Genomic DNA, 19,818 nt, shown 5'->3' with positions numbered 1-19,818 from the left:
AAACCGGTTCCCGCTTTTGCGTTCGATGCTCTAGCGCGTGGCCGTGTCCTTGGCGGCGAGCCAGGTCGCCACGGCTCTGCGCTCGTCCAGGGTCATTTCGGTGATGTTGTTGGGCGGCATCGCGTGGGTCAGCACGCTCTGGACGCGGATCATCTCCGCATGGCGGGCGATCTCCTCCGGCGTGTCGAGGCGAACGCCCTTCGGAGCCGTGGTGATGCCGTCCCACGCGGGCTCGGCCGCATGGCACATGGAACAGCGGGACTGGATGGTGAGCACGGCCTCGTCGAAGGAAGCCGTGACGGCAGCGGGCGTCGCATTCGTGGAAGCCGCCAGATTGGCGTTCCCGGGCTTGCCGAGGATCGAGAGCCAGATGGCCGCCCAGATGCAAAGCGCCGCCAGGGCCCAAGTCCACCAGGGCGATCCCTTGCCGGCATGCTGCGAGTTGAAGAAATGCCGGATCGCCGCGCCGGCGATCACGATCATTCCGATGATGGCGACCGAGTAGCGCGACGACCATGCGAGCGGGTAATGGTTCGACAGCATCAGGAAGATGACGGGAAGCGTCAGGTAGTTGTTGTGCGTCGAACGCAGCTTGGCTTCCTTGCCGAGTTTCGGGTCCGGAGAACCACCGGCGAGCAGGGTGTCCACCACCTTCTTCTGGTTCGGGATGATGATGAAGAACACGCTCGCGGACATCCAGGTTGCGATCATCGCGCCCGTATGGAGAAAGGCCGCGCGGCCGTTGAACACCTGGGTGAAGCCGAAAGCGGCGAGCAGGATGTAGACGAAGAGCGCAACGCCGAGGACGATTCCGTTCTTGCCCAGGGGAGAGCGGCAGAGGCCCTCGTAGACGAACCAGCTCACCACGAGGCCGCCGATGCCGATGGCGGGGGCCTGCCATGGCGCCAGGGCCCTCACGCTCGGATCGATGGTGTAGAGATCGGCGTGGAGATAATAAACCCAGACGATGAGAAAGAAGCCGCTGATCCAGGTGGAATAGCTCTCCCATTTGAACCAGGTCAGCTCCTTCGGCATCTCGGGTGGCGCAACGAGATATTTGCGCATGTTGTAGAACCCGCCGCCATGAACCTGCCAAGCCTCGCCGCCGACGCCCTCCGGCAGTCCCTCGCGCTTCTTCAGGCTGAGATCCAGATGGATGAAATAGAAGGACGAGCCGATCCAGGCGATCGCGGTAATCACATGGGTCCAGCGAATGATCTGGCTGATCCATTCGGAAATCTGCGGGTCGATCATGCAATCACTTGTGCGATAAGGGAACGTTCACCCTATGGCGGCGCCTCCGTTTGCGGAAGGCCCGGTTCCAGGCTTTTTCAACAGGAACCCTGTCCCGGAAACCCGGACTTTCGGCAATTGGACTTATGGAGGTGACTTGACGTCAGGCCATGGGGCCGAAAGATTTCCAGCATCTCTTCACCTGCGAGGTCCCATGGGACGCCTGTCCACCCACGTTCTGGATACCGCCAACGGCCGGCCGGCGCGCGGCGTCGCCGTCGAGCTGTTCGCCCTCGAGGGCGAGCAGCGCCGCTTGGTGCTGCGCACAGCGACCAATGCCGACGGACGCACGGACGCGCCTTTGATGACCGGCGAGGCGTTCCGCACAGGAACCTACGAGCTCGTCTTCTCGGTCGGTGATTATTTCAAGGCTCTCGGCACGGCGACCGCCGATCCGCCGTTCCTGGATGCCGTCCCGATCCGCTTCACCATCGCAGAGCCCGACGGGCACTATCACGTTCCGCTCCTCGTTTCGCCCTGGAGCTACTCCACCTATCGAGGAAGCTGACCTTGCCCGAGACAACCTATCCCCGCGACCTCGTCGGCTACGGCCGCAACCCGCCGCATCCGCGCTGGCCGAACCAGGCGCGGATCTGCGTTCAGTTCGTGATCAATTACGAAGAGGGCGGCGAGAACAACATCCTCCACGGCGACCGTGCCTCCGAGGCGTTCCTGTCGGAGATCGTGGGCGCTCAAGCATGGCTCGGCCAGCGCCACATGAGCATGGAGTCGATCTACGAATACGGCTCACGCGCGGGCTTCTGGCGCCTGTGGCGGATGTTCACCGAGCGCAACATGCCCGTCACCGTCTACGGCGTCGCCACGGCGCTCATGCGCAACCCGGAGGCGGTCGCCGCCATGAAGGAGGCCGGTTGGGAGATCGCCAGCCACGGCCTGAAATGGATCGACTACCGCGACTTCTCGGCGGAGGAGGAGCGGGCGCACATGAAGGAGGCGATCCGCATCCATACGGAAGTGACCGGGGAGCGGCCGCTCGGCTGGTATACGGGCCGCACCTCGGAGCATACCAACCGCCTCGTCGCGGAGGAGGGCGGGTTCCTCTACAGCGCCGATTCCTATGCCGACGAGCTGCCCTATTGGGAACAGCACGGCGACCGGCAGCAGCTGATCGTGCCCTATACGCTCGATGCCAACGACATGCGCTTCGCCACCCCGCAGGGGTTCAACGCGGGCGATCAGTTCTTCGCCTATCTGAAGGACAGCTTCGATACGCTTTACGCGGAGGGCGAGACGGCGCCGAAGATGCTGTCGATCGGCCTCCATTGCCGCCTCGTCGGCCGTCCCGGCCGCGCCGCGGCCCTGGCCCGGTTCCTGGACTATGTGGCGTCGCACGAGCAGGTCTGGGTGGCCCGGCGCATCGACATCGCCCGCCACTGGGTCCGGCATCACCGCCCGGCCGATCTCAAGCCCAGTCGCATGAGCCGCATGGTGTTCGTCGACGTCTTCGGCGACATCTTCGAGCACTCGCCCTGGATCGCGGAGCGCACCTACGAGGCCGGGCTGACCACCGGGCTGGACACGGCCGAGGGGCTCCAGGCCGCCATGGTCCAGGTGCTCTCGCAGGGAACACACGAGCAGAAGCTGGCCCTGATCAACGCCCATCCGGACCTCGCCGGGCGGCTGAAGCTCGCCGATCTCACGGCCGATTCCCGCAACGAGCAGTCCTCCGCCGGCCTCGACAGCCTGACGGAGGAGGAGCGCAACCGCTTCCTGAAGCTGAACGACGCCTACCGGCAGAAATTCGGCTTCCCCTTCATCATGGCCGTGAAGGGCCGCTCGAAGGACGAGATCCTCGCAGCCTTCGAGGAGCGGTTGGACCATGAGCAGGACATCGAGTTCGAAACCGCCATCGGGCAGATCGAGCTGATCGCCCTGCTGAGGCTGAAGGACCGGCTGCCGTCGCTCGCCGATGTCTTCTCGAACCTGGCCTGACCGGAACCCCGCGGGCGAATGCGCGTCTTCCTCCCAGCTTGGCCATCGCGAGCCAAGCTGGAGCAAACGGAGGAAGAAATGGGTCTGTTCAAGTTCATCAAGGAGGCCGGCGCCAAGATCTTCGGGGGAAGCGCCGCCGCCGCTACTTCCGACAAGCTTCAGCAAGAAGTCCAGGGACACGGATTCGACGCCTCCAAGCTTGGAATCCAGGTCGAAGGCGACAAGGTGAAGCTGTCGGGCCAGGCCACCAGCCAGGAGGAAGCCGAGAAGATCATCCTGTCCCTCGGCAACACCTATGGGGTGGCCGAGGTCGATACGAGTGAGCTTCAGGTCCAGCAGCCGGCGCAGGCCTCGACCATGTATACCGTTCAGAAGGGCGACACCCTCTGGGAGATCGCCGAGAAGCATTACGGCAAGGGCAAGGGCGCGAAATACACCGAGATCGTCAAGGCCAACTCCCCGCCGGTCAAGGATCCTGACATGATCCAGCCGGGCTGGGTGCTGCGGATTCCGCCCCTCGCATGAGCCGGGATCCGATTGCGCTCCTCCCTGCGAAGCCGGTATGTGTGGCCATCGCAGGGAGACATTTCCATGACTGAAGCACCGAAAATCATCGATCTCGACCGGGAGGCCGTCAAGCAGGGGCTTCAGGAGGGCTCTCTCGTCCTGGTCGATGTCCGCGAACCGCATGAATTCGCCGCCGGGCATATTCCCGGTGCCGTGTCCCTTCCGCTCTCGGCCTTCGACCCGTCTTCCCTGCCCGAAGGGAAGCGGATCGTGTTCTCCTGCGCGGCGGGTGTCCGGTCAGTCCGGGCCCTCGAATTCGCCCAGGCCGCGGGCCTTGACGTCCGTGAGCACTACAAGGGCGGGTTCAAGGATTGGATTGCATCGGGCGAACCCGTGGAATGAATGGGGAGCATGTGCACCTCACATAGATTTGTTCGAGGGTGGAGTGCTCAAGCTTAACGAGATATGCGCTAATGCCGGCCCGCTGACGGTGGTTCGTAGGGACGCCATCGGTCGCGCCCAACAGGGAAAGACAATATGAAGCTTACGATTTTTGCCGCCGGCCTCGTGGCCCTCGGGGTGACTGCCGCCATCGCGCAGAGCGATGTCGTCGCGCAGCGCCAGGGGCTGATGAAGGAGATGGGGGCTCAGACCCGGCCCATCGGAGCCATGATGCGCGGCCAGGAGCCGTTCGATCTCGCCAAGGTACAAGCCAGCCTGAAGGTGCTTGCGGACAACCCGGTGAAGTTCGTGGCCCTGTTCCCCGAGAACTCGAAGGATGCACCGAAGACCGAGGCTCTTCCGGCCGTTTGGGCGAACAAGGCCAAGTTCGATTCCTATGGCACGAAGATGAGCCAGGACGCTCAAACCGCCATGGCTTCGATCAAGGATGAAGCTTCTTTCAAGACCGAGATGCCCAAGGTGCTTCAGAACTGCGGAACCTGCCACAACGAGTTCCGGAAAAAGAGCTCTTAAGTTTCGAGAGCCCGACAACGGGCGGCCTTAGAGCATCGGACCCAAAAGTGGATTTGCACTTTTGGGATCAATCCGATGCTCCCTCTTTTGGCTAGCGCATCGTCCGAGCGGAAAACCGGCTCCACTTTCCGCACGATGCGCTAGGGCCGCCCGTTTCATTTGGAGAAGCGTCGATGCGCAAAGCGCTCGTGGGTCTTTTGGTTCTGGCTCTTGTCGGAGCCCTGGGTTTCTGGGGCCTGACCTCGCCGATGGCCTATGACCTGATCAGAGGGAGCGATCCTGCCCCTTCGACAACGTCAGGCGGTTCAAATCGCCAGCCCAACCTCGAGAACGGCCGCACTCTGTTCTATGCCGGAGGCTGCACCTCCTGCCATGCGGTGCCCAATCAGGATGACAAGCTGCGGCTGGGCGGCGGCTATGCGCTGAAGTCGCCGTTCGGCACGTTCCACGTTCCGAACATTTCACCCCACAAGCAGGACGGCATCGGCTCCTGGACCACGGCGGATTTCGTCCGCGCCATGCGCGAAGGCACGTCTCCCGACGGACGCCATTACTATCCAGCCTTTCCCTATACGAGCTACCAGCGCATGAGCCCGGAGGACCTCGGGGATCTCTTTGCCTTCATCATGACGCTTGCGCCTGTCGAAGGGCGCGCTCCGGCTCACGATCTGCCTTTCCCCTACAACATCCGCCGCGGGGTCGGGCTGTGGAAGCTGGCCTTCCTGGACGGAAAGGTCTTCCAGCCGGATCCGTCCAAGCCGGCGAGCTGGAACCGGGGCGCCTTTCTTGTGAACGGGCCGGGGCACTGCGCCGAGTGCCACAGCGAACGCAACGCTGCGGGCGCCATCATCGAGGCCAAGCGCTTCGCCGGCGGACCCGACCCGGAGGGCAGGGGCATCGTTCCCAACATCACGCCGCATCCGACCGGCATCGGTGGCTGGACGGCCGATGATCTCACGACCTTGTTGAAGACGGGCGAGACGCCGAATTTCGACACGGTCGGCGGCCCGATGGGCGCCGTGGTGGGCAACACGGCGCACCTTCCCGACGCGGACCGTCAGGCCATCGCGGAATACCTCCTGTCCCTGCCGCCGAGGCCGGGCTTCAAGAAGCCCGAATAGGGCGCGATAGGGAGGCGGGGTCGCTGCCGCGTCGCGGGGGCGACGTCCGCTCACGGCATGGCCCGGCCATCCCGATTGCTTGAAGCGCCGCGCCTCTCGCATCGGGATACCGGCACAAGGCCGGTGATGACGTGGCGGAGGCGGATTGCCCCTTCCGCAGTTCGTGCTTCGGTTCTGCCACCCTCACCCGTCATGGCCGGGCGTGTCCCGGCCATGACGGCAAGGCTCCGAGAGCAACGTTATGTTCTCACTTTGTTCTTGACAGGGGGATGAACCTTGGCTATATCGTTGCACAGCCTGATCCGACGAGGGGCGCGCTTCGCGAGGCGTCGCACGGTGTGGGATCCGGCACGGTCCTGTCCGCCGGCCACGCAGCCGGCGGCAGGAGGCCCTTGGCAGCCCTGCGCTGGTCCAAGTTTAAACGCCTAAAAGAACCGTGCGCGAAGCGGCCTTCCGGCTCTTCCAGCTAACTTAACACAGCGAGCCGGACGGCCCGTCGCGCCACCCTCGATCTCCTGAAAGGCTCGCAGCGCAAGCTGCGGGCCCCAAGGTGCTGCTCTTTGACAGGAACAATCGACCTGCACCCGCTGCGTCACGGTCGTCCCGGGCCCGATCCGGTCACCGACGTCTTGGGAACTTGGCTCACTTTCCGGCCCTGTCCTCAATCCATCACGGCGGCCTTGAGGATGCACACCATGGTGGCGCGGCCAGGCGCATTGCCGACGCAGCGCACCGAATGGGGACGGTCGCAGCGATAGCGCAGGCTTTCGCCGGCCTTCGCCTGCTGGGTCACGCCGCCGACTTCGACCTCGAATTCCCCTTCCAGAACGGACAGGCATTCCACCGAACCGCGCTGATGGCTGTCTGAATCGAGCACGCCGCCGGGCTCGGACTGCACATCGTACCATTGCAGCCACTCGATGGTCTTGAGCCAGCCGATGATGGCGAGACGAATCTTGCCGTCTTCCGAGACGAGGATCGGGGTATCTGCCTTGGAGGATTTCTCGATGAAGGGCTCCTCGTCGCCCGAGGCGAGAACCCGCTCGATGGAGACGTCGAGGGCTTGGCTCAACCGCCAGATGGTGGCCAGCGTCGGGTTCGTCTCGTTGCGCTCGATCTGGCTGATGATCGACTTCGCGACACCGGATTGCTCGGCAAGTTCCGACAGGGACAGGTTGTAGGCCTTGCGCAACCGCTGGATGGTCTTTCCCATGTTGCCGGACAGAACCTGGGCGCCCGTCTCCAGGTCCCGGTTCCGTTCTTTGCCCTCGACGCCCATGACTGCCTCTGTTCCGTAAAAGAGAACGATCGTTCCTCAAAACGGTTGTGGGGTAATCAATGGGGCGGGTCAAGCACCGGGGCGGGCGTGGCGCCTCTTTTCGGCTCAGACGCCGGGCCTTTGAGGGGTCGCCTGCAGCTCTTTCGTTCGCAGAAGCCCGAGTCGGTGCTCGCGCCAGACGATGAACAGGCCGGTCGCGGCCACGATGGCCGCGCCGGTCAGGACGGTGAGCGTCGGCAGGTCGTCGAACAGGAACCAGCCGAAGAGGAGCGCCCAGATCATGGTCGTGTATTCGAATGGAGCGATCACGGACGTGTCCGCATAGCGGTAGGATTGCGTGACCAGGATCTGGCCGACGCCGCCCAGGATGCCGATGAGGATGAAGAGGGCGAGGTCGTGACCATCGGGCATGCGCCAGCCCAGGGCGATGGTGCAGAGCGAAAGGCCCGATGCCATGATGAAGAAATAGAACACGATGGCGCCGGTCTTCTCCGTCTCGGTCAGGCGGCGGACCTGGATCATGGCGCCGGCCGAGCAGAAGGCACCGGCGAAGGCCAGCATCGCCCCGAGAGTCGGCCCCGCGTTCAGGTCCCCGCCGAAGGTGCCGACGTTCAGGTATGGCGACAGCATGATCAGCACACCGACGAAGCCGATGCCGACGGCGGTCCACCGGTAGGCGCGCACGGTCTCCTTGAGGAGGAGCGCTGCCAGGATGACGGCGATGAGAGGCGAGGCGTAGCCGATGGCGATCGCATCGTGCAGGGGCAGATAGGAGAGGGCGGCAAAGCCGAGATACATCGCCCCCGTGCCGATGAAACCGCGCTTGAAATGCCCGATGACGTTCTTCGTCCGCACCGCGTTGATGAGATCCCCCTGCCACTTCAGCCACAACAGCAGCGGCAGCAGCGCGAAGGTCGAGCGGAAGAAGACGATCTCTCCGACGGGATAGCGGGCGGCGAGGGTCTTGAGGGTCGCCGACATCATCGTGAAGACGACGGCGGAGATGACTTTGAGGGAGATCCCCAGAAGAGGTTTCACGGGAGGAGGATTTTCACGGATGGCGTCGCTTGAAGGCTGCAACCAACCACGGACGGGGCCCGTCGTGAACCCCTAATCGACGCGTCAACCCATGCGCCGGGTGCAAGGGTTTAGGTTTCAACGGCCCGGGAGCGCTTGAGATGGGAGCGGATGTAGCCGATCGCGGTCAGGACCAGCCAGGCGGACTGGGTCACGAAGGACGCCAGATTGAAGTCGAACAGGAGTGAATAGAGGATGAGAAGGGCGCCCAGCGCGTTGAGCAGCGCATAGCGGCGATCCTCGACCTTCAAGGTGCCGAGCTGCAGCAGCCCATAGGCCGAAAGATAGGCAACGACACCGATCAGCCCGACGACATCGGGTAGGCTCATGAACGATCTCCGCGCGATCCGACGCAGAGCCTCTATGGCAAATCGATCAGCGTTAAAAGCAAGCTTTTGACCGCCTGTCGACGTTCGTCCGCCGGCCGCCGTCACAAATCTGCAGAAAAAGCGTCATGGGGACGAGATGCGAATCCGGTTTGGCTCTTGAACAGCAAGCCCGCCGGAGGAGCCCATGGCTCAGGAAGTGAATGCTCTGCGCGTACGGACATTGTTCCTGTCCGATCTCCACCTGGGCACGAAGGGGTGCCAGGCAGGGGCGCTGCTCGAGTTCCTCAAGGCCTACGATGCCGACACGATCTATCTCGTCGGCGACATCGTCGACGGCTGGCGACTGAAATCCGGCTGGTACTGGCCGCAGACCCACAACGACGTCGTGCAGAAGCTCATGCGCAAGGTTCGCAAGGGAGCCCGCCTCGTCTACCTTCCCGGCAACCACGACGAGTTCCTGCGCGACTATATCGGGGTGAACCTCGGGGGCATCGAGCTGGCGGATTACGCCCTGCACGAGACCGCGGACGGCAAGCGCTATCTCGTGATCCACGGAGACCAGTTCGATCTGGTGGTCAGGCACGCGCGCTGGCTCGCCCTGCTCGGAGACGGAGCCTACGCGGCGGCCTTGTTCGTCAACACCCACCTCAACATCGTGCGGCGCCGCCTCGGCCTGACCTACTGGTCGCTCTCGTCCTGGGCCAAGCTGAAGGTGAAGAACGCGGTGAACTACATCAGCCGCTTCGAGGAGCTTCTCGCCGCGGAGGCCCAGCGTCAGGAGGCCGACGGTGTGATCTGCGGCCATATCCACCACGCGATCATGCATGACCAGTTCGGCGTGTCCTATGTGAACACCGGCGACTGGGTCGAATCCTGTACCGCCGTGGTCGAACATTACGACGGTTCCTTCGAGCTGATCCGGTGGACCGAGCTCCAGCGCGAGGCAGTCCGCGATCAGAGCCTTCCCGAGGTGAAATTCAGCGAGAAGGCCGCCTGATGCGCCTGCTGATCGCGACCGATGCATGGCGTCCCCAGATCAACGGGGTGGTGCGCTCGCTGGAATACATGGCGTCCGAGGCGCCCCGCTTCGGCGCGGAGGTCGCATTCCTCACGCCCGAGCGGTTCCGTTCCATCCCCATGCCGACCTATCCGGAAATCCGGCTGTCCCTGGTCAGGCCCGGAGCTCTCGCCGAGATCCTCGAGGAGATCCGTCCGACCCATGTCCATGTCGCCACGGAGGGACCCATCGGCTTGGCAACGCGGCTCGCCTGCCTTCGGCAGGGACGCGCCTTCACCACGAGCTACCACACGCGATTCCCGGAATACGTGGCGGCGCGGACCGGGATTCCCGAGGCGTGGTCCTATGGGGCGCTCAGGCGGTTCCACCGGGCGGCCCGCGCCATGATGGTGAGCACGCCCTCCCTGGAGCGGGAGCTCACGGGGCGCGGCTTCCGGAACATCATGCGCTGGACCCGGGGCGTCGACACGGCCTTGTTCCGGCCCAGAGGCGAGCGGATCCTGGACGCTTCGGCGCCCATCTTCCTCTATGTCGGACGGGTCGCCATCGAGAAAAATCTGGAGGCTTTCCTGAGCCTCGACCTGCCCGGCACGAAGGTGGTCGCCGGCGACGGGCCGTCCCGTGCGGAACTCGAGCGGCGATATCCGGACGTTCGCTTTCTCGGATCTCTCACGGGCGAAGACCTGGCGCGGGTCTATGCCTCCTCGGACGTTTTCGTCTTCCCGAGCCTCACCGACACCTTCGGCATCGTGCTGATCGAGGCCTTGGCCTCCGGCCTGCCGATCGCGGCCTTTCCCGTCACGGGACCGCTCGACGTGATCGGCTCGTCAGGCTGCGGCGTCCTCGGCCCCGACCTGCGGAAGGCCGCCCTCGAGGCCCTCGATATACCGAAGGACCGCTGCCGGGCTTATGGCGAGACCTTCACTTGGCACGAAAGCGCCCGGCAGTTCTTCTCCAATATCGAGAAGGCCCATTCCAGGGCCTAACCTGCCTACATCAGGAAGGCGGGACGCGGGTGGGAATGCTGGACCTTCTCACCCGCGAAAGGGCCAGTCTCGACCGAGGCATCGCTTCGTTCGATTTCGACCCGCGTGAGATCGATCATGCCCTGGATCTCGCTTTCCAAGGCATGGAGCGTCGATACCATGAGCCGGATGCGCTGCTCGGCCGCTTCCTGGAGCTCAGTCTCCGAGAGGGCATTGAGCGGATCGGCGACGTCTAAAGCCGGAAAGGAGCGGACCTCTTCCTTGGTCTGCCGGATCGAGGCGGCCATTTTCTCCAGGCAGGCCCTGAATGGCTCGACCGTCCGGGCATCCAGGGGCAGGACCTTCAGGCGCTCGACGGCTTCGAGGACGGCCTGCGTATCCGCATTGCGGTTGCGGCGGGCATATTCCTTCAGGAACCAGCGGCCACGAGCCGTCTCCATGACGGCCGCTTCAATGGTGTTGAAATCCAGATCGCCGAACGTGACGTGCGTGTCTTCATCGGGCATGGTAACACAATCCATCTTTGCCGGGTTTGATTCCTGTCTCCAACAGATGTGTGCAAAGCGCCCGCAAGCTCAACCCCTGTAAGGCTTTCCGAGGTAGTCTTGCACCGCGTTCTTTGGTCGACTCCATTTTTTGTTCCAGAAGATCACACCCCTGATGCATCCGTTCAAAGCACTGGAAATCCGCCTGGGTGCGCTGCAGGCCGCCAGCTTCACCAGTCACGGGATGTACCTCCCGTTCTTCCCGCTCTGGCTCCAGAGCAAGGCCCTGTCGCCGACCGTGATCGGGTTCGTGGTCGCCATACCGATCATCGTACGCATCCTGGCGACGGCGCCGCTCATGAGCCTCGCGGATCGGTCCTTCGGAGCACGGCGGCTTCTTCTGGCCAGCCATTTCGGTCAGCTCATCGGTTTTCCGCTCTTTCTCCTCGTCGACGCCACTTGGGCCATTATGGCCCTGGTGGCGCTCGTTGCCGTCGCGCAGTCCTGCGTCATTCCGGGCAACGATCTCGTCTCCACCAACGCGGTTCAGAAGCATCCCGGCTTGAATTACGGCCGGATCCGGGGTTCGGGCTCCGTGGCATTCTTCATCACCAACATCGTGGGCGGGTATCTGGTCGGCGCCTTCGGGCCGGATGTCGTGATCGTCGTCCTGACAATCATCCCGATCCTGGGGATCACGGCCACTCTGGTGGCCGTTCCGCACGAGAGATCCGAATCCTCCAGCCATGGCGAACCGCGGAAAGATGAGGCTCCTTCCCGGCTGTCCAGGATCCTATGGCTGGTCCTGATCGCCGGGGCGGTGACCCAGGCAAGCCATGGGGCGCTCAATGCCTTCGCCAGCATCTACTGGCGTTCCGTCGGCTTCTCCGATCAGGTCATCGGATATTTCTGGGCGGCCGGGGTGATCGCCGAGATTCTGGTCTTCGTTTATCTGGGGCGCCATGTCGGCCGAAACTCGGGCATCGGCTTGATCATGCTCGGCTCGGCCGCTGCGGTCATCCGCTTCACCATCATGTCCCTGCAACCGGGAACGGAGATCATGTTCGTGCTGCAGACCATGCACAGCCTGACCTTCGCCGCTACCCATATCGGCACCATGGCGGCGCTGGCGGCCTTCGCGCCCATGACGGCAAGAGGGCGCGCGCAAGGAATCTACGGTTCCTTGGCCGCTTTGACGACTGCGGCATCGACCATCGTCAGCGGCCTCATCTACACCGATGCGGGTGCCGGCGTATTCGCCGCGATGGCTCCTCTGGGAGCCATCGCGTTCGTTCTGATGCTGATGGCCGTCCGCCTTCAGAAGGATCAGCCCCAGAGGGCCGGCTCCGGCGGGTAGACGATGCTGCCTTCGTAACGCAGGCCCGGCTCCCGGTCCCTGGCGAGGAGGAGGGGGCCGTCGAGGTCGACGAAACGGGCCCGAGGCGCGAGCACGAGGGCGGGCGCCATCGCAAGCGACGTGCCGACCATGCAGCCGATCATGAGCGAAAAGCCCTGGGCTTCCGCCGCATCGGCCAGGGCCAGGGCCTCCGTGAGACCGCCTGTCTTGTCGAGCTTGATGTTGATGACCTCGTAGAGACCCACGAGCCGGTCGAGGCTTGCACGGTCGTGGACGCTCTCGTCGGCGAGGATCGGAACGGGGCGCGAGATGCGGCTCAGGTATCCGTCTGCCTTGGCGGGGAGGGGCTGTTCCACCAGGGCGTAGCCCTCATCTGCGCAGACCGCGAGGTGCCGTTCCAGGTTGTCCTCCGTCCAGCCCTCGTTGGCGTCCGCGATCAGGGTCGCCTGGGGGGCGGCACGGCGGACGGCCCTGATCCGGTCGATGTCGCCGTCCGGAGCGCCGAACTTCACCTTGAGGATCGGCCGCTCGGCCGCTTTGGCGGCGGCTTGCGCCATCCCTTCGGGCGTGTCGAGGCTGATCGTGTAGGCGGTGGTCGCCGGAGGCCAGCGGGGCAGCCCGGCAGTCACATGGGCGCGGATGCCGGAGCGCTTGGCGTCCAGATCCCAGAGGGCACAATCGACCGCGTTCCGGGCCGCGCCCGCAGGCATCAGGTTCTGAAGCGCTTCCCGGGTCAGGCCCGCCTCGATCTGGGGACGGACCGCCTCGATGGCCGCGGCCACGCCCTCGACCGTCTCGCCGTATCGGGGGTAAGGCACGCATTCCCCATGCCCGACGGCGCCGTCCTCGGAAATCGTCGCCGTCACGACCACCGCCTCGGTCCGGGAGCCGCGGGCGATCGTGAATTTTCCGGCGATGGGGAAACGGTCGATGGAAACGGTGAGCTTGCGCATTCTCTTCAGTCTCTTCTTAACTTCGTCTCGACTTGTGGCTCAATGACACGCTATCACCAAGCGGAATCAACGCCGAAGGGATGATCGTGGCGCAGAGCACCTTGGCTCGAGAGCCGGAAGTCACAATCGACCGCGCCGGAGGGCGGATGACAGCCCGGCTGGCCGGTCCCTGGACCGCTCCGCATGCCCAGAAGGTGGAGGCCCTGGCCGGTGAAATCGCCGACGGGGCCGAGAGCTTTCCTCTCATCCTCGATCTGACCGGCGTCGAGCGTCTCGATACTCTCGGCGCTTGGACGCTCAATCGGACCCGGCATGAGCTGTCCGCCAGAGGGCAGGTGGATTTCGCCAATGCCTCTCCCGAGCAGAAGATCCTTCTCGACGAGGCGGCCTACCGCGACTTTCGGGGTGAGCCGAAGCCGCGACACTCCCGCTTCGTGGATTTCCTCGTCGATGTGGGCCAGAGCGTCGCCGGTGCCGGCAAGGACATGGTCGGAGGCGTCGGGTTCCTGGGCGAACTCGTCGCGGCCATGATCCGCGTGATCCTTCATCCCCGCCGTTTCCGGGGAACGGCCGTGATCAACCAGCTGGAGCAGATCGCCTATCGCGGTGTGCCGATCATCGTCCTGATCTCGTTCCTCGTCGGCTGCATCGTGTCGCAGCAGGGCATCTTCCAGCTCGTGAAATTCGGTGCGACGCCCTTCGTCATCGACCTGATCGGTATCCTGGTGCTGCGCGAACTGGGCGTGCTGCTGACCTCCATCATGGTGGCGGGCCGGTCGGGTTCCGCGTTCACGGCCGAGATCGGCTCCATGAAGATGCGCGAGGAAATCGATGCGCTGAGGGTCATGGGCCTCGACCCCATCGAGGTTCTCATCGTCCCGCGCATTATGGCGCTGGTGATCGGCCTGCCGCTCCTGGCCTTCATCGCGTCGATCGCGGCGCTCGTCGGAGGCGGCCTGACCACATGGGTCTACGGCGATATCAGCCCGGACATCTTCCTGAACCGCCTCCGGGCCGCCGTGGGAATGAACACCTTCCTGGTCGGGATGATCAAGGCCCCATTCATGGCCCTGGTGATCGGCATCATCGCCACCCTTGAGGGTCTGGCTGTTGAGGGGTCCGCCGAATCCCTGGGCCGCCATGTCACCTCCTCGGTGGTGAAGGCCATCTTCATGGTCATCGTGCTCGATGGCCTCTTTGCCATGTTCTTTGCAGCGATAAATTACTGAGATGATGCTCGAACGGCGCCACCCCGCTTCTCTGGAGACCCACGACGTGATCATCCGCGTCCGCGGGGTCGAGGTCGGCTTCGGAGAGAGGACAATCCTCAAGGGGCTCGATCTCGACGTCTACCGCGGAGAGATCCTGGGCTTCGTCGGCGGTTCGGGCCAGGGCAAGTCGGTCCTGACCCGGGCCATTCTCGGGCTCGTCCCCAAGCGGGCGGGCACCATCGAGGTTCTGGGCCAGAACCTCGACGAACTCTCCGCCGAGGGACGCCGCCAGCTCGAGCGGCACTGGGGCGTGCTGTTCCAGCAGGGCGCCCTGTTCTCGGCCCTGACCGTGAAGCAGAACATTCAGGTGCCGATGCGGGAATACCTGCATCTGTCGGACCGGCTGCTCGACGAACTGGCCATGCTCAAGATCGAGATGGTGGGCCTCAATCCGGATGCGGCCGACAAGCTGCCGTCCGAGCTGTCCGGCGGCATGATCAAGCGCGCGGCTCTGGCGCGGGCTCTCGCCCTCGATCCTGAGATCGTTTTCCTCGACGAGCCGACCTCGGGTCTCGATCCCATCGGCGCCGGCGAGTTCGACGACCTTATTGCGACGTTACAGCGGACTTTAGGCCTGACGGTATTCATGGTAACCCATGACCTAGACAGCCTCTATTCGGTCTGCGACCGCATAGCGGCTCTGGGCGAGGGAAAAATTCTCGCGGAGGGTCCCATCGAGGTGATGCTGGAATCGGATCACCCGTGGCTCCGCTCTTATTTTCATGGAAAACGGGCACGCGCGGTCATGGCCGGCGGCGCGTAAGGGTAACGATGGAAACGCGTGCAAACTACGCCTTGATCGGCCTCTTCACCCTGGCGGTGATCGCAGCCGCCTTCGGCTTCGTCTACTGGTTCTCCGGCGGAGAACGGGGACAGGCGCGCCAGAACATCCGCATCGTGTTCTCCGGCTCGGTCTCGGGACTGTCCCAGGGATCGAGCGTGTCCTTCAACGGCCTGCGGGTCGGCGAGGTGACGAGCCTCGACCTTCTGCCGGAGGACCCCCGCCGCGTGGTCGCCATCGCGACGGTCAACAGCAATACGCCGATCCGGTCCGACACGCGGGCCCGCCTGGAGTACCAGGGACTGACCGGTGTCGCCAATGTCGGCCTGTCGGGCGGCGAGGCGGGCGCTCCGCCGCTCGTGGCGGGCCCGGGCCAGCCGATGCCGACGATCTTCGCCGATCGTTCCGATTTCCAGGACCTGATCGAAACCGCACGCAACATCGCCCGCCGCGCCGACGACGTGCTCGAACGGGTCGGCCGGGTCATTGCCGACAATGAGGGATCCATCAATCGGACCGTCCAGAATGTGGAGCGCTTCTCTCAGGCTCTGGGCGAGAATGCCGAGGGCATCGACCGCTTCCTGGCTCAGGTCGGTCAGGCGGCCGAGAAGGTGGGGCCTCTCGCCGAGAAGCTCGAGACCCTGGCGACGAATGTCGATGAGGTCGTACGCTCCGTCGACCGCCAGCGGGTTGCCCGCATCGTGGAGAATGTCGACAACTTTACCACGGCTCTCGGGGAGAACCGGCAGGTCGTGAGCGACGCCCTCAAGGATGCGGCGAGCCTGATCGCGCGGCTGAACGAGACCGCGCCGAAGCTCGATACGGCAGTGGCCGAGATCGCGGAGGTCACCAAGGCGATCGACCCGGCCAAGATCGGCCGCACGGTCGACAACGTGGACACTTTCACCCAGACCCTGAGCCGCCGCAGCCCGGATATCGACAAGGCGATCCAGGAGGCGCGCTCCATCACCGAAAAGCTCAACCGGTCGGCCGACAAGATCGACAGCGTTCTGGCGGGCGCCGAGAAGTTCCTCGGCTCGGCTTCCGGCGAATCCGGCAAGAGCGCCTTCGACGAGATCCGGGCGGCCGCCGTGGCCGTGCGCGAACTCGCCAACGACCTCAACACCCGAACCGAGGGCATTCAAGGCATCCTGGGCGGCGTCAACCGCTTCACGGAATCGGGCTTGCGGGAATACGAGGCACTGGCCGTGGAAGGGCGCAAGACCCTGGGCGATATCAGCCGGGCGGTCCGCAGCATCGAACGTAATCCACAGCAGTTTATTTTCGGTGGTAGCCCCAATCTCCCCCAATACAATGGACGCCGTTAAGTAACCTTCATGCGTGGATCCTCAGTGTCACTCCTCCAGACTGAACGAGCCGGCCTGTTCCGGGGACTTGCCCCGGTTCTGGTGTTGGCGGCCTTGACCGGCGCCTGCTCGTCAGGTCCTGCACCGGCGACGTTCGATCTCTCGGCCCCGACCTCCCGGATCCGGGGGGCAGCCGGCGTTCAGCTTCTGGTCAACGAGCCGGCGGCCCTCCAGGCGCTTTCGACCCAGCAGATCCTGGTCAAGGACGCGAGCGGCTCCGTGTCCTTCATCGGGGGAGGGCAGTGGGCCGACAACCTGCCGCGCCTGATCCAGACGCGCCTGATCAACACGTTCGAGAACGCCTCCCAGCTCCGAGGCGTGGCGCGCCCGAGCAGCGGCGCCGTGGCCGACGTCCAGCTTATCTCGGAGCTGCGCCGGTTCGAGATCGCGACGCCTGAGAATGAGGCGGTGGCAGAGATATCAGTAAAGATCGTGGCCGATCAAAATGGCCGCATCGTCAACGGCCGCATTTTCCGCGCCAGGGTCCCCACCAGCTCTGTGGACGCCCCGAACGCCGCCCGCGCCCTCGACGAGGCCCTGTCGGTCGTCATGCTCGATATCGTGCGCTGGGTGAGTGGAAGCCATCTGCCCCGGCGCGAGGAGCCCGGCGACGTCAGCAGCCAATCGCAGGCTCCGGCCAAGGAGCAGGCGCCGACTTAAAGGGGATCTGCACTGGTCTCAAACGACCATTGAGCTATCGCTCGGATCTGAAGGGTCAGGGCTGGCTGGAACGAGGTCTCTGAGCGGGCGAGGTCCCATCCTCGCGCACTCGATCAAGCAAGAGTAGTTTTTCTCTTATTCAACTCCAAGGACAGACAGAGCCGTCCTTGGAGTTGAACTTCCATAGCTTATTGCGCAGGAGGCGAGCCTTGTGGACTGGGCGAACTCGATGTCTGGGGCGAAGTTGACATCGAGTTCGAAGAGGAGGGAGCGCCTCTGAGATAGCGCCTTGTCACTGTATCGACCCTTTTGCCGTTGCCCATAATGCGGGTGTTCGCAGAGGCCCGAGGCCATGGATCGTCGATTTGCACGACCTTGTTGTGCGCTATTGCGTCTCCGGCGGATGCCGTGATCGTGTCGCTGTGCTTTACGTAGTCCGCGCATGCGCCCAGAACGAGCATCGGCAGGAACCCAGCGCACGCCATCAGAGACATCTTAAGGTTTGGCGATCTTCTTGCGAGCATTGGGCTTCTCCGGTTTAAGGTTGACGATATGCCCGTAGGGCCCGACGACGCCTGCTCCCTCGATGAAGCGGCGCTGCATGTCGCTGTTAATCTCCAAATTCCCGAGCAGGAAGAACTCCGCATCGTTGCTGGGCTTCGTAGTGTCGAGCGGTGTGCGCAATGGCTGTCCCGGTTTGGCAGGGCGTACCAAATGCGGTGTGACCGATACGCATGGCCTTCTCCAATGCTTGCGCCACGTTGCAATCACAGTTCGATCATCAGTGTGAGCTTGGTCCTCTGGGGCGGAATCGTTTCGCTCCCAGGGCCAGCCTTCATTCGTATAATGATATATTATTAATTTTTTAGGCTAGCAAAGCCCAAATATCGTTTCTTCAGGGGACTCAACGGGCAGCATCTGTCTAAGAGATTGCCTGAACCAATGTAACGAGCGTTACAGCCATGTGCGCCATTCGTTGTTTGGCCGTTGTAATACACCCGGTTTGCGAAACAAACCTATATATTACAATTGCTTAGACGATGCCGAACGTCGCGGCGGCTTCGTCTGCTCAGGGCGTGCAAATTTGCAACTTCCGTAGCGACATCTGTAGATATAATTTGCATTGTTGCATTTGTTATGTTGCTGCTATGCAAGAAAGACCAAGCCGGTAGATCCAATCCGTGATTACCCTTGCACTGCAACGTACCTCGTCCCGGTTGAGGTAGATTTCTCACGCATCGCTGGAATATAGCTAATCTCATCATGCGTTTATGTGTGATCGGCCGGTGAGTGAGAGGCCGTGACGGAATAGAGTCTCCTCTCCGAAACCATCGAAACTGATGCCGAAGTGCATCTGCTTCGTAATGAGCCAGCTCATGCCCTGTGTGAGAGAGGGGCGCTGGAGGTTCGCCGGTCCAGTTGGGTACGAGAATAGCTTGGATAGCCCGCATCCTGTCTGTCGAGAAAGGTCGCGCTCGACCTCTTTGGGAACCGCAATTTAAGCTTAACACATTCTTCATTTGATCATGAATAACATAACAATGCGTCTGAAATAACGTGGCAGAACGCGTGTTCCGTGAGTAGAGAAGCTTCGATGAAAACAATCAGTATTGCGGCCCTGACCGGGCTTTTTGCGGCACTAAGTTCGGCTGCCATGGCGGCCGACCTGTCCCGGGTCTTCGTATCCTCGTCTTCCGTGGGGCGAGATTATAGGGAAAGCGCTCGCGGATTGTATCTAAGAGGTACGGTCGGCTACGTCGACTACAAGCGTCCTGAGGCGGACTTCGCCGATCAACCATTCACGAGCAGTCTCGGCGACGAAAGCCTGAATAATGCCGCCGTTGTGGGGGCGGGCGTTGGTTACCGCTTCAATGCCAATGTCCGTGCGGACGTAACGCTGGACCATACCTTCGACGCCCGCTTCAAAGGGGTCGTCGCTCCATTCTCTCTCACCGCCGTATCGATTGCGGATCAAGCCCAGTTCGAATCCTCAACCTTCATGGTCAATGGTTACCTTGATTTCAGACCGGTGATGGGTTTCACCCCTTATATCGGCGCCGGTATCGGCATGGCGCACAACATTTTCTCTCGTCATGTGCTGGCGACCTACGATCCGGCGACAGGAAACGAGACCTTCTTACGCTTTGCCGGCGGTGACGATTTCAGCCTCGCCTGGGCGCTGATGGCCGGTGTCGGTTACCAGTTGTCGTCGAACTTCACACTCGATCTTGGATACCGCTATGCCAGTCTCGGTTCGGTGAAGACACGGTCTTACGACACCGGCATTGGAGTGGACATGGAATCGATCGGCGCCCACGAGATGCGGTTCGGCGTGCGCTACAGCTTCAACTGAGAGAGGCCAACGTAGGGAACGTTACGCGCGTGTTTCAAGCCTACTCGCTCGGT

At 63.1% G+C, this 19,818-nt stretch carries 21 protein-coding genes; 14 read left to right on the top strand and 7 right to left on the bottom strand.

Annotated features, from left to right (window positions below; all coding sequences use genetic code 11):
- Positions 1 to 30: 30 nt before the first annotated feature.
- Entirely contained in the window at positions 31 to 1,254 is a 1,224-nt protein-coding gene (locus tag U0023_RS00915) for a urate hydroxylase PuuD (protein ID WP_009764247.1), read from the bottom strand.
- A gap of 193 nt (positions 1,255 to 1,447) precedes the next feature.
- Here U0023_RS00915 and uraH point away from each other — a divergent pair, with 193 nt between their 5' ends.
- The 6 genes from uraH to U0023_RS00885 all read left to right on the top strand — a co-directional run bounded on the left by uraH (position 1,448) and on the right by U0023_RS00885 (position 5,849).
- The gene (uraH, locus tag U0023_RS00910) at positions 1,448 to 1,801 is read left to right on the top strand and encodes a hydroxyisourate hydrolase (RefSeq protein ID WP_009764248.1); all 354 of its coding nucleotides are present in this window, start codon (positions 1,448 to 1,450) and stop codon (positions 1,799 to 1,801) included.
- Between the two features lie 2 nt (positions 1,802 to 1,803).
- Entirely contained in the window at positions 1,804 to 3,246 is a 1,443-nt protein-coding gene (puuE, locus tag U0023_RS00905; RefSeq protein ID WP_009764249.1) for an allantoinase PuuE, read from the top strand.
- Positions 3,247 to 3,324: 78 nt separating this feature from the next.
- Entirely contained in the window at positions 3,325 to 3,771 is a 447-nt protein-coding gene (gene lysM / locus U0023_RS00900) for a peptidoglycan-binding protein LysM (protein ID WP_009764250.1), read from the top strand.
- 66 nt (positions 3,772 to 3,837) lie between these two features.
- Entirely contained in the window at positions 3,838 to 4,155 is a 318-nt protein-coding gene (locus U0023_RS00895) for a rhodanese-like domain-containing protein (RefSeq protein ID WP_009764251.1), read from the top strand.
- A 135-nt stretch (positions 4,156 to 4,290) separates the two neighbouring features.
- Entirely contained in the window at positions 4,291 to 4,728 is a 438-nt protein-coding gene (locus U0023_RS00890) for a c-type cytochrome (protein ID WP_009764252.1), read from the top strand.
- 173 nt (positions 4,729 to 4,901) lie between these two features.
- A complete protein-coding gene (locus U0023_RS00885) occupies positions 4,902 to 5,849 on the top strand; it encodes a c-type cytochrome (RefSeq protein WP_009764253.1) in 948 nt (315 codons plus the stop codon).
- 661 nt (positions 5,850 to 6,510) lie between these two features.
- On the opposite strand, the gene U0023_RS00880 is transcribed toward U0023_RS00885, so the two are convergent.
- From U0023_RS00880 to U0023_RS00870, 3 genes are all read right to left on the bottom strand, one after another.
- Positions 6,511 to 7,128, bottom strand: a complete 618-nt coding sequence (locus tag U0023_RS00880) for a helix-turn-helix domain-containing protein (RefSeq protein WP_009764254.1) — start codon at positions 7,126 to 7,128, stop codon at positions 6,511 to 6,513.
- A 105-nt stretch (positions 7,129 to 7,233) separates the two neighbouring features.
- A complete protein-coding gene (locus U0023_RS00875; protein ID WP_009764255.1) occupies positions 7,234 to 8,166 on the bottom strand; it encodes a DMT family transporter in 933 nt (310 codons plus the stop codon).
- 110 nt (positions 8,167 to 8,276) lie between these two features.
- Positions 8,277 to 8,534 carry a CBU_0592 family membrane protein gene (locus U0023_RS00870; protein WP_009764256.1) on the bottom strand — a complete coding sequence of 86 codons (258 nt, stop codon included), beginning with the start codon at positions 8,532 to 8,534 and terminating at the stop codon, positions 8,277 to 8,279.
- Between the two features lie 184 nt (positions 8,535 to 8,718).
- Between U0023_RS00870 and U0023_RS00865 the strand changes: the two genes are divergently transcribed.
- Together U0023_RS00865 and U0023_RS00860 are read left to right on the top strand one after the other, a co-directional pair.
- Positions 8,719 to 9,531: a UDP-2,3-diacylglucosamine diphosphatase gene (locus U0023_RS00865; protein WP_009764257.1), complete on the top strand. Its 813-nt coding sequence runs from the start codon at positions 8,719 to 8,721 to the stop codon at positions 9,529 to 9,531.
- On the top strand, positions 9,531 to 10,538 hold the full coding sequence (locus U0023_RS00860; RefSeq protein WP_009764258.1) for a glycosyltransferase family 4 protein: 1,008 nt from the start codon (positions 9,531 to 9,533) through the stop codon (positions 10,536 to 10,538). Before U0023_RS00865 ends, U0023_RS00860 begins: the two co-directional genes overlap by 1 nt.
- Positions 10,539 to 10,543: 5 nt before the next feature.
- Here U0023_RS00860 and U0023_RS00855 read toward each other — a convergent pair whose 3' ends face one another.
- The gene (locus tag U0023_RS00855) at positions 10,544 to 11,044 is read right to left on the bottom strand and encodes a hypothetical protein (protein ID WP_009764259.1); all 501 of its coding nucleotides are present in this window, start codon (positions 11,042 to 11,044) and stop codon (positions 10,544 to 10,546) included.
- Between the two features lie 154 nt (positions 11,045 to 11,198).
- On the opposite strand from U0023_RS00855, the gene U0023_RS00850 reads away from it, so the two are divergent.
- Positions 11,199 to 12,380: an MFS transporter gene (locus tag U0023_RS00850; RefSeq protein ID WP_009764260.1), complete on the top strand. Its 1,182-nt coding sequence runs from the start codon at positions 11,199 to 11,201 to the stop codon at positions 12,378 to 12,380.
- Here the strand turns inward: U0023_RS00850 and dgcA are convergent.
- Positions 12,350 to 13,333 (bottom strand): N-acetyl-D-Glu racemase DgcA, encoded by a 984-nt coding sequence (gene dgcA / locus U0023_RS00845; protein WP_009764261.1) that lies wholly within the window; start codon positions 13,331 to 13,333, stop codon positions 12,350 to 12,352. The genes U0023_RS00850 and dgcA overlap by 31 nt on opposite strands.
- 146 nt (positions 13,334 to 13,479) lie before the next feature.
- Between dgcA and U0023_RS00840 the strand changes: the two genes are divergently transcribed.
- Genes U0023_RS00840 through U0023_RS00825 form a run of 4 tightly spaced genes read left to right on the top strand, consistent with a single transcriptional unit; the run spans position 13,480 to position 17,412 of the window.
- Positions 13,480 to 14,562, top strand: coding sequence for an ABC transporter permease (locus U0023_RS00840; protein ID WP_009764262.1), 1,083 nt, complete (start codon positions 13,480 to 13,482; stop codon positions 14,560 to 14,562).
- Between the two features lie 4 nt (positions 14,563 to 14,566).
- Positions 14,567 to 15,367 carry an ABC transporter ATP-binding protein gene (locus U0023_RS00835; RefSeq protein WP_009764263.1) on the top strand — a complete coding sequence of 267 codons (801 nt, stop codon included), beginning with the start codon at positions 14,567 to 14,569 and terminating at the stop codon, positions 15,365 to 15,367.
- Positions 15,368 to 15,375: 8 nt separating this feature from the next.
- Complete coding sequence (locus tag U0023_RS00830) at positions 15,376 to 16,713, top strand: MlaD family protein (RefSeq protein ID WP_009764264.1); 1,338 nt, start codon at positions 15,376 to 15,378, stop codon at positions 16,711 to 16,713.
- A 9-nt stretch (positions 16,714 to 16,722) separates the two neighbouring features.
- The gene (locus tag U0023_RS00825; RefSeq protein WP_009764265.1) at positions 16,723 to 17,412 is read left to right on the top strand and encodes an ABC-type transport auxiliary lipoprotein family protein; all 690 of its coding nucleotides are present in this window, start codon (positions 16,723 to 16,725) and stop codon (positions 17,410 to 17,412) included.
- A gap of 495 nt (positions 17,413 to 17,907) precedes the next feature.
- On the opposite strand, the gene U0023_RS00820 is transcribed toward U0023_RS00825, so the two are convergent.
- Positions 17,908 to 18,096: a hypothetical protein gene (locus U0023_RS00820; protein ID WP_009764266.1), complete on the bottom strand. Its 189-nt coding sequence runs from the start codon at positions 18,094 to 18,096 to the stop codon at positions 17,908 to 17,910.
- Positions 18,097 to 19,006: 910 nt separating this feature from the next.
- On the opposite strand from U0023_RS00820, the gene U0023_RS00815 reads away from it, so the two are divergent.
- The gene (locus tag U0023_RS00815) at positions 19,007 to 19,765 is read left to right on the top strand and encodes an outer membrane protein (protein ID WP_009764267.1); all 759 of its coding nucleotides are present in this window, start codon (positions 19,007 to 19,009) and stop codon (positions 19,763 to 19,765) included.
- The last annotated feature ends 53 nt before the right edge of the window (positions 19,766 to 19,818 follow it).

The sequence above is a fragment of the Microvirga lotononidis genome (assembly GCF_034627025.1).
Classification (GTDB): domain Bacteria; phylum Pseudomonadota; class Alphaproteobacteria; order Rhizobiales; family Beijerinckiaceae; genus Microvirga; species Microvirga lotononidis.
This window is presented reverse-complemented; position numbering and strand designations above follow the sequence as displayed.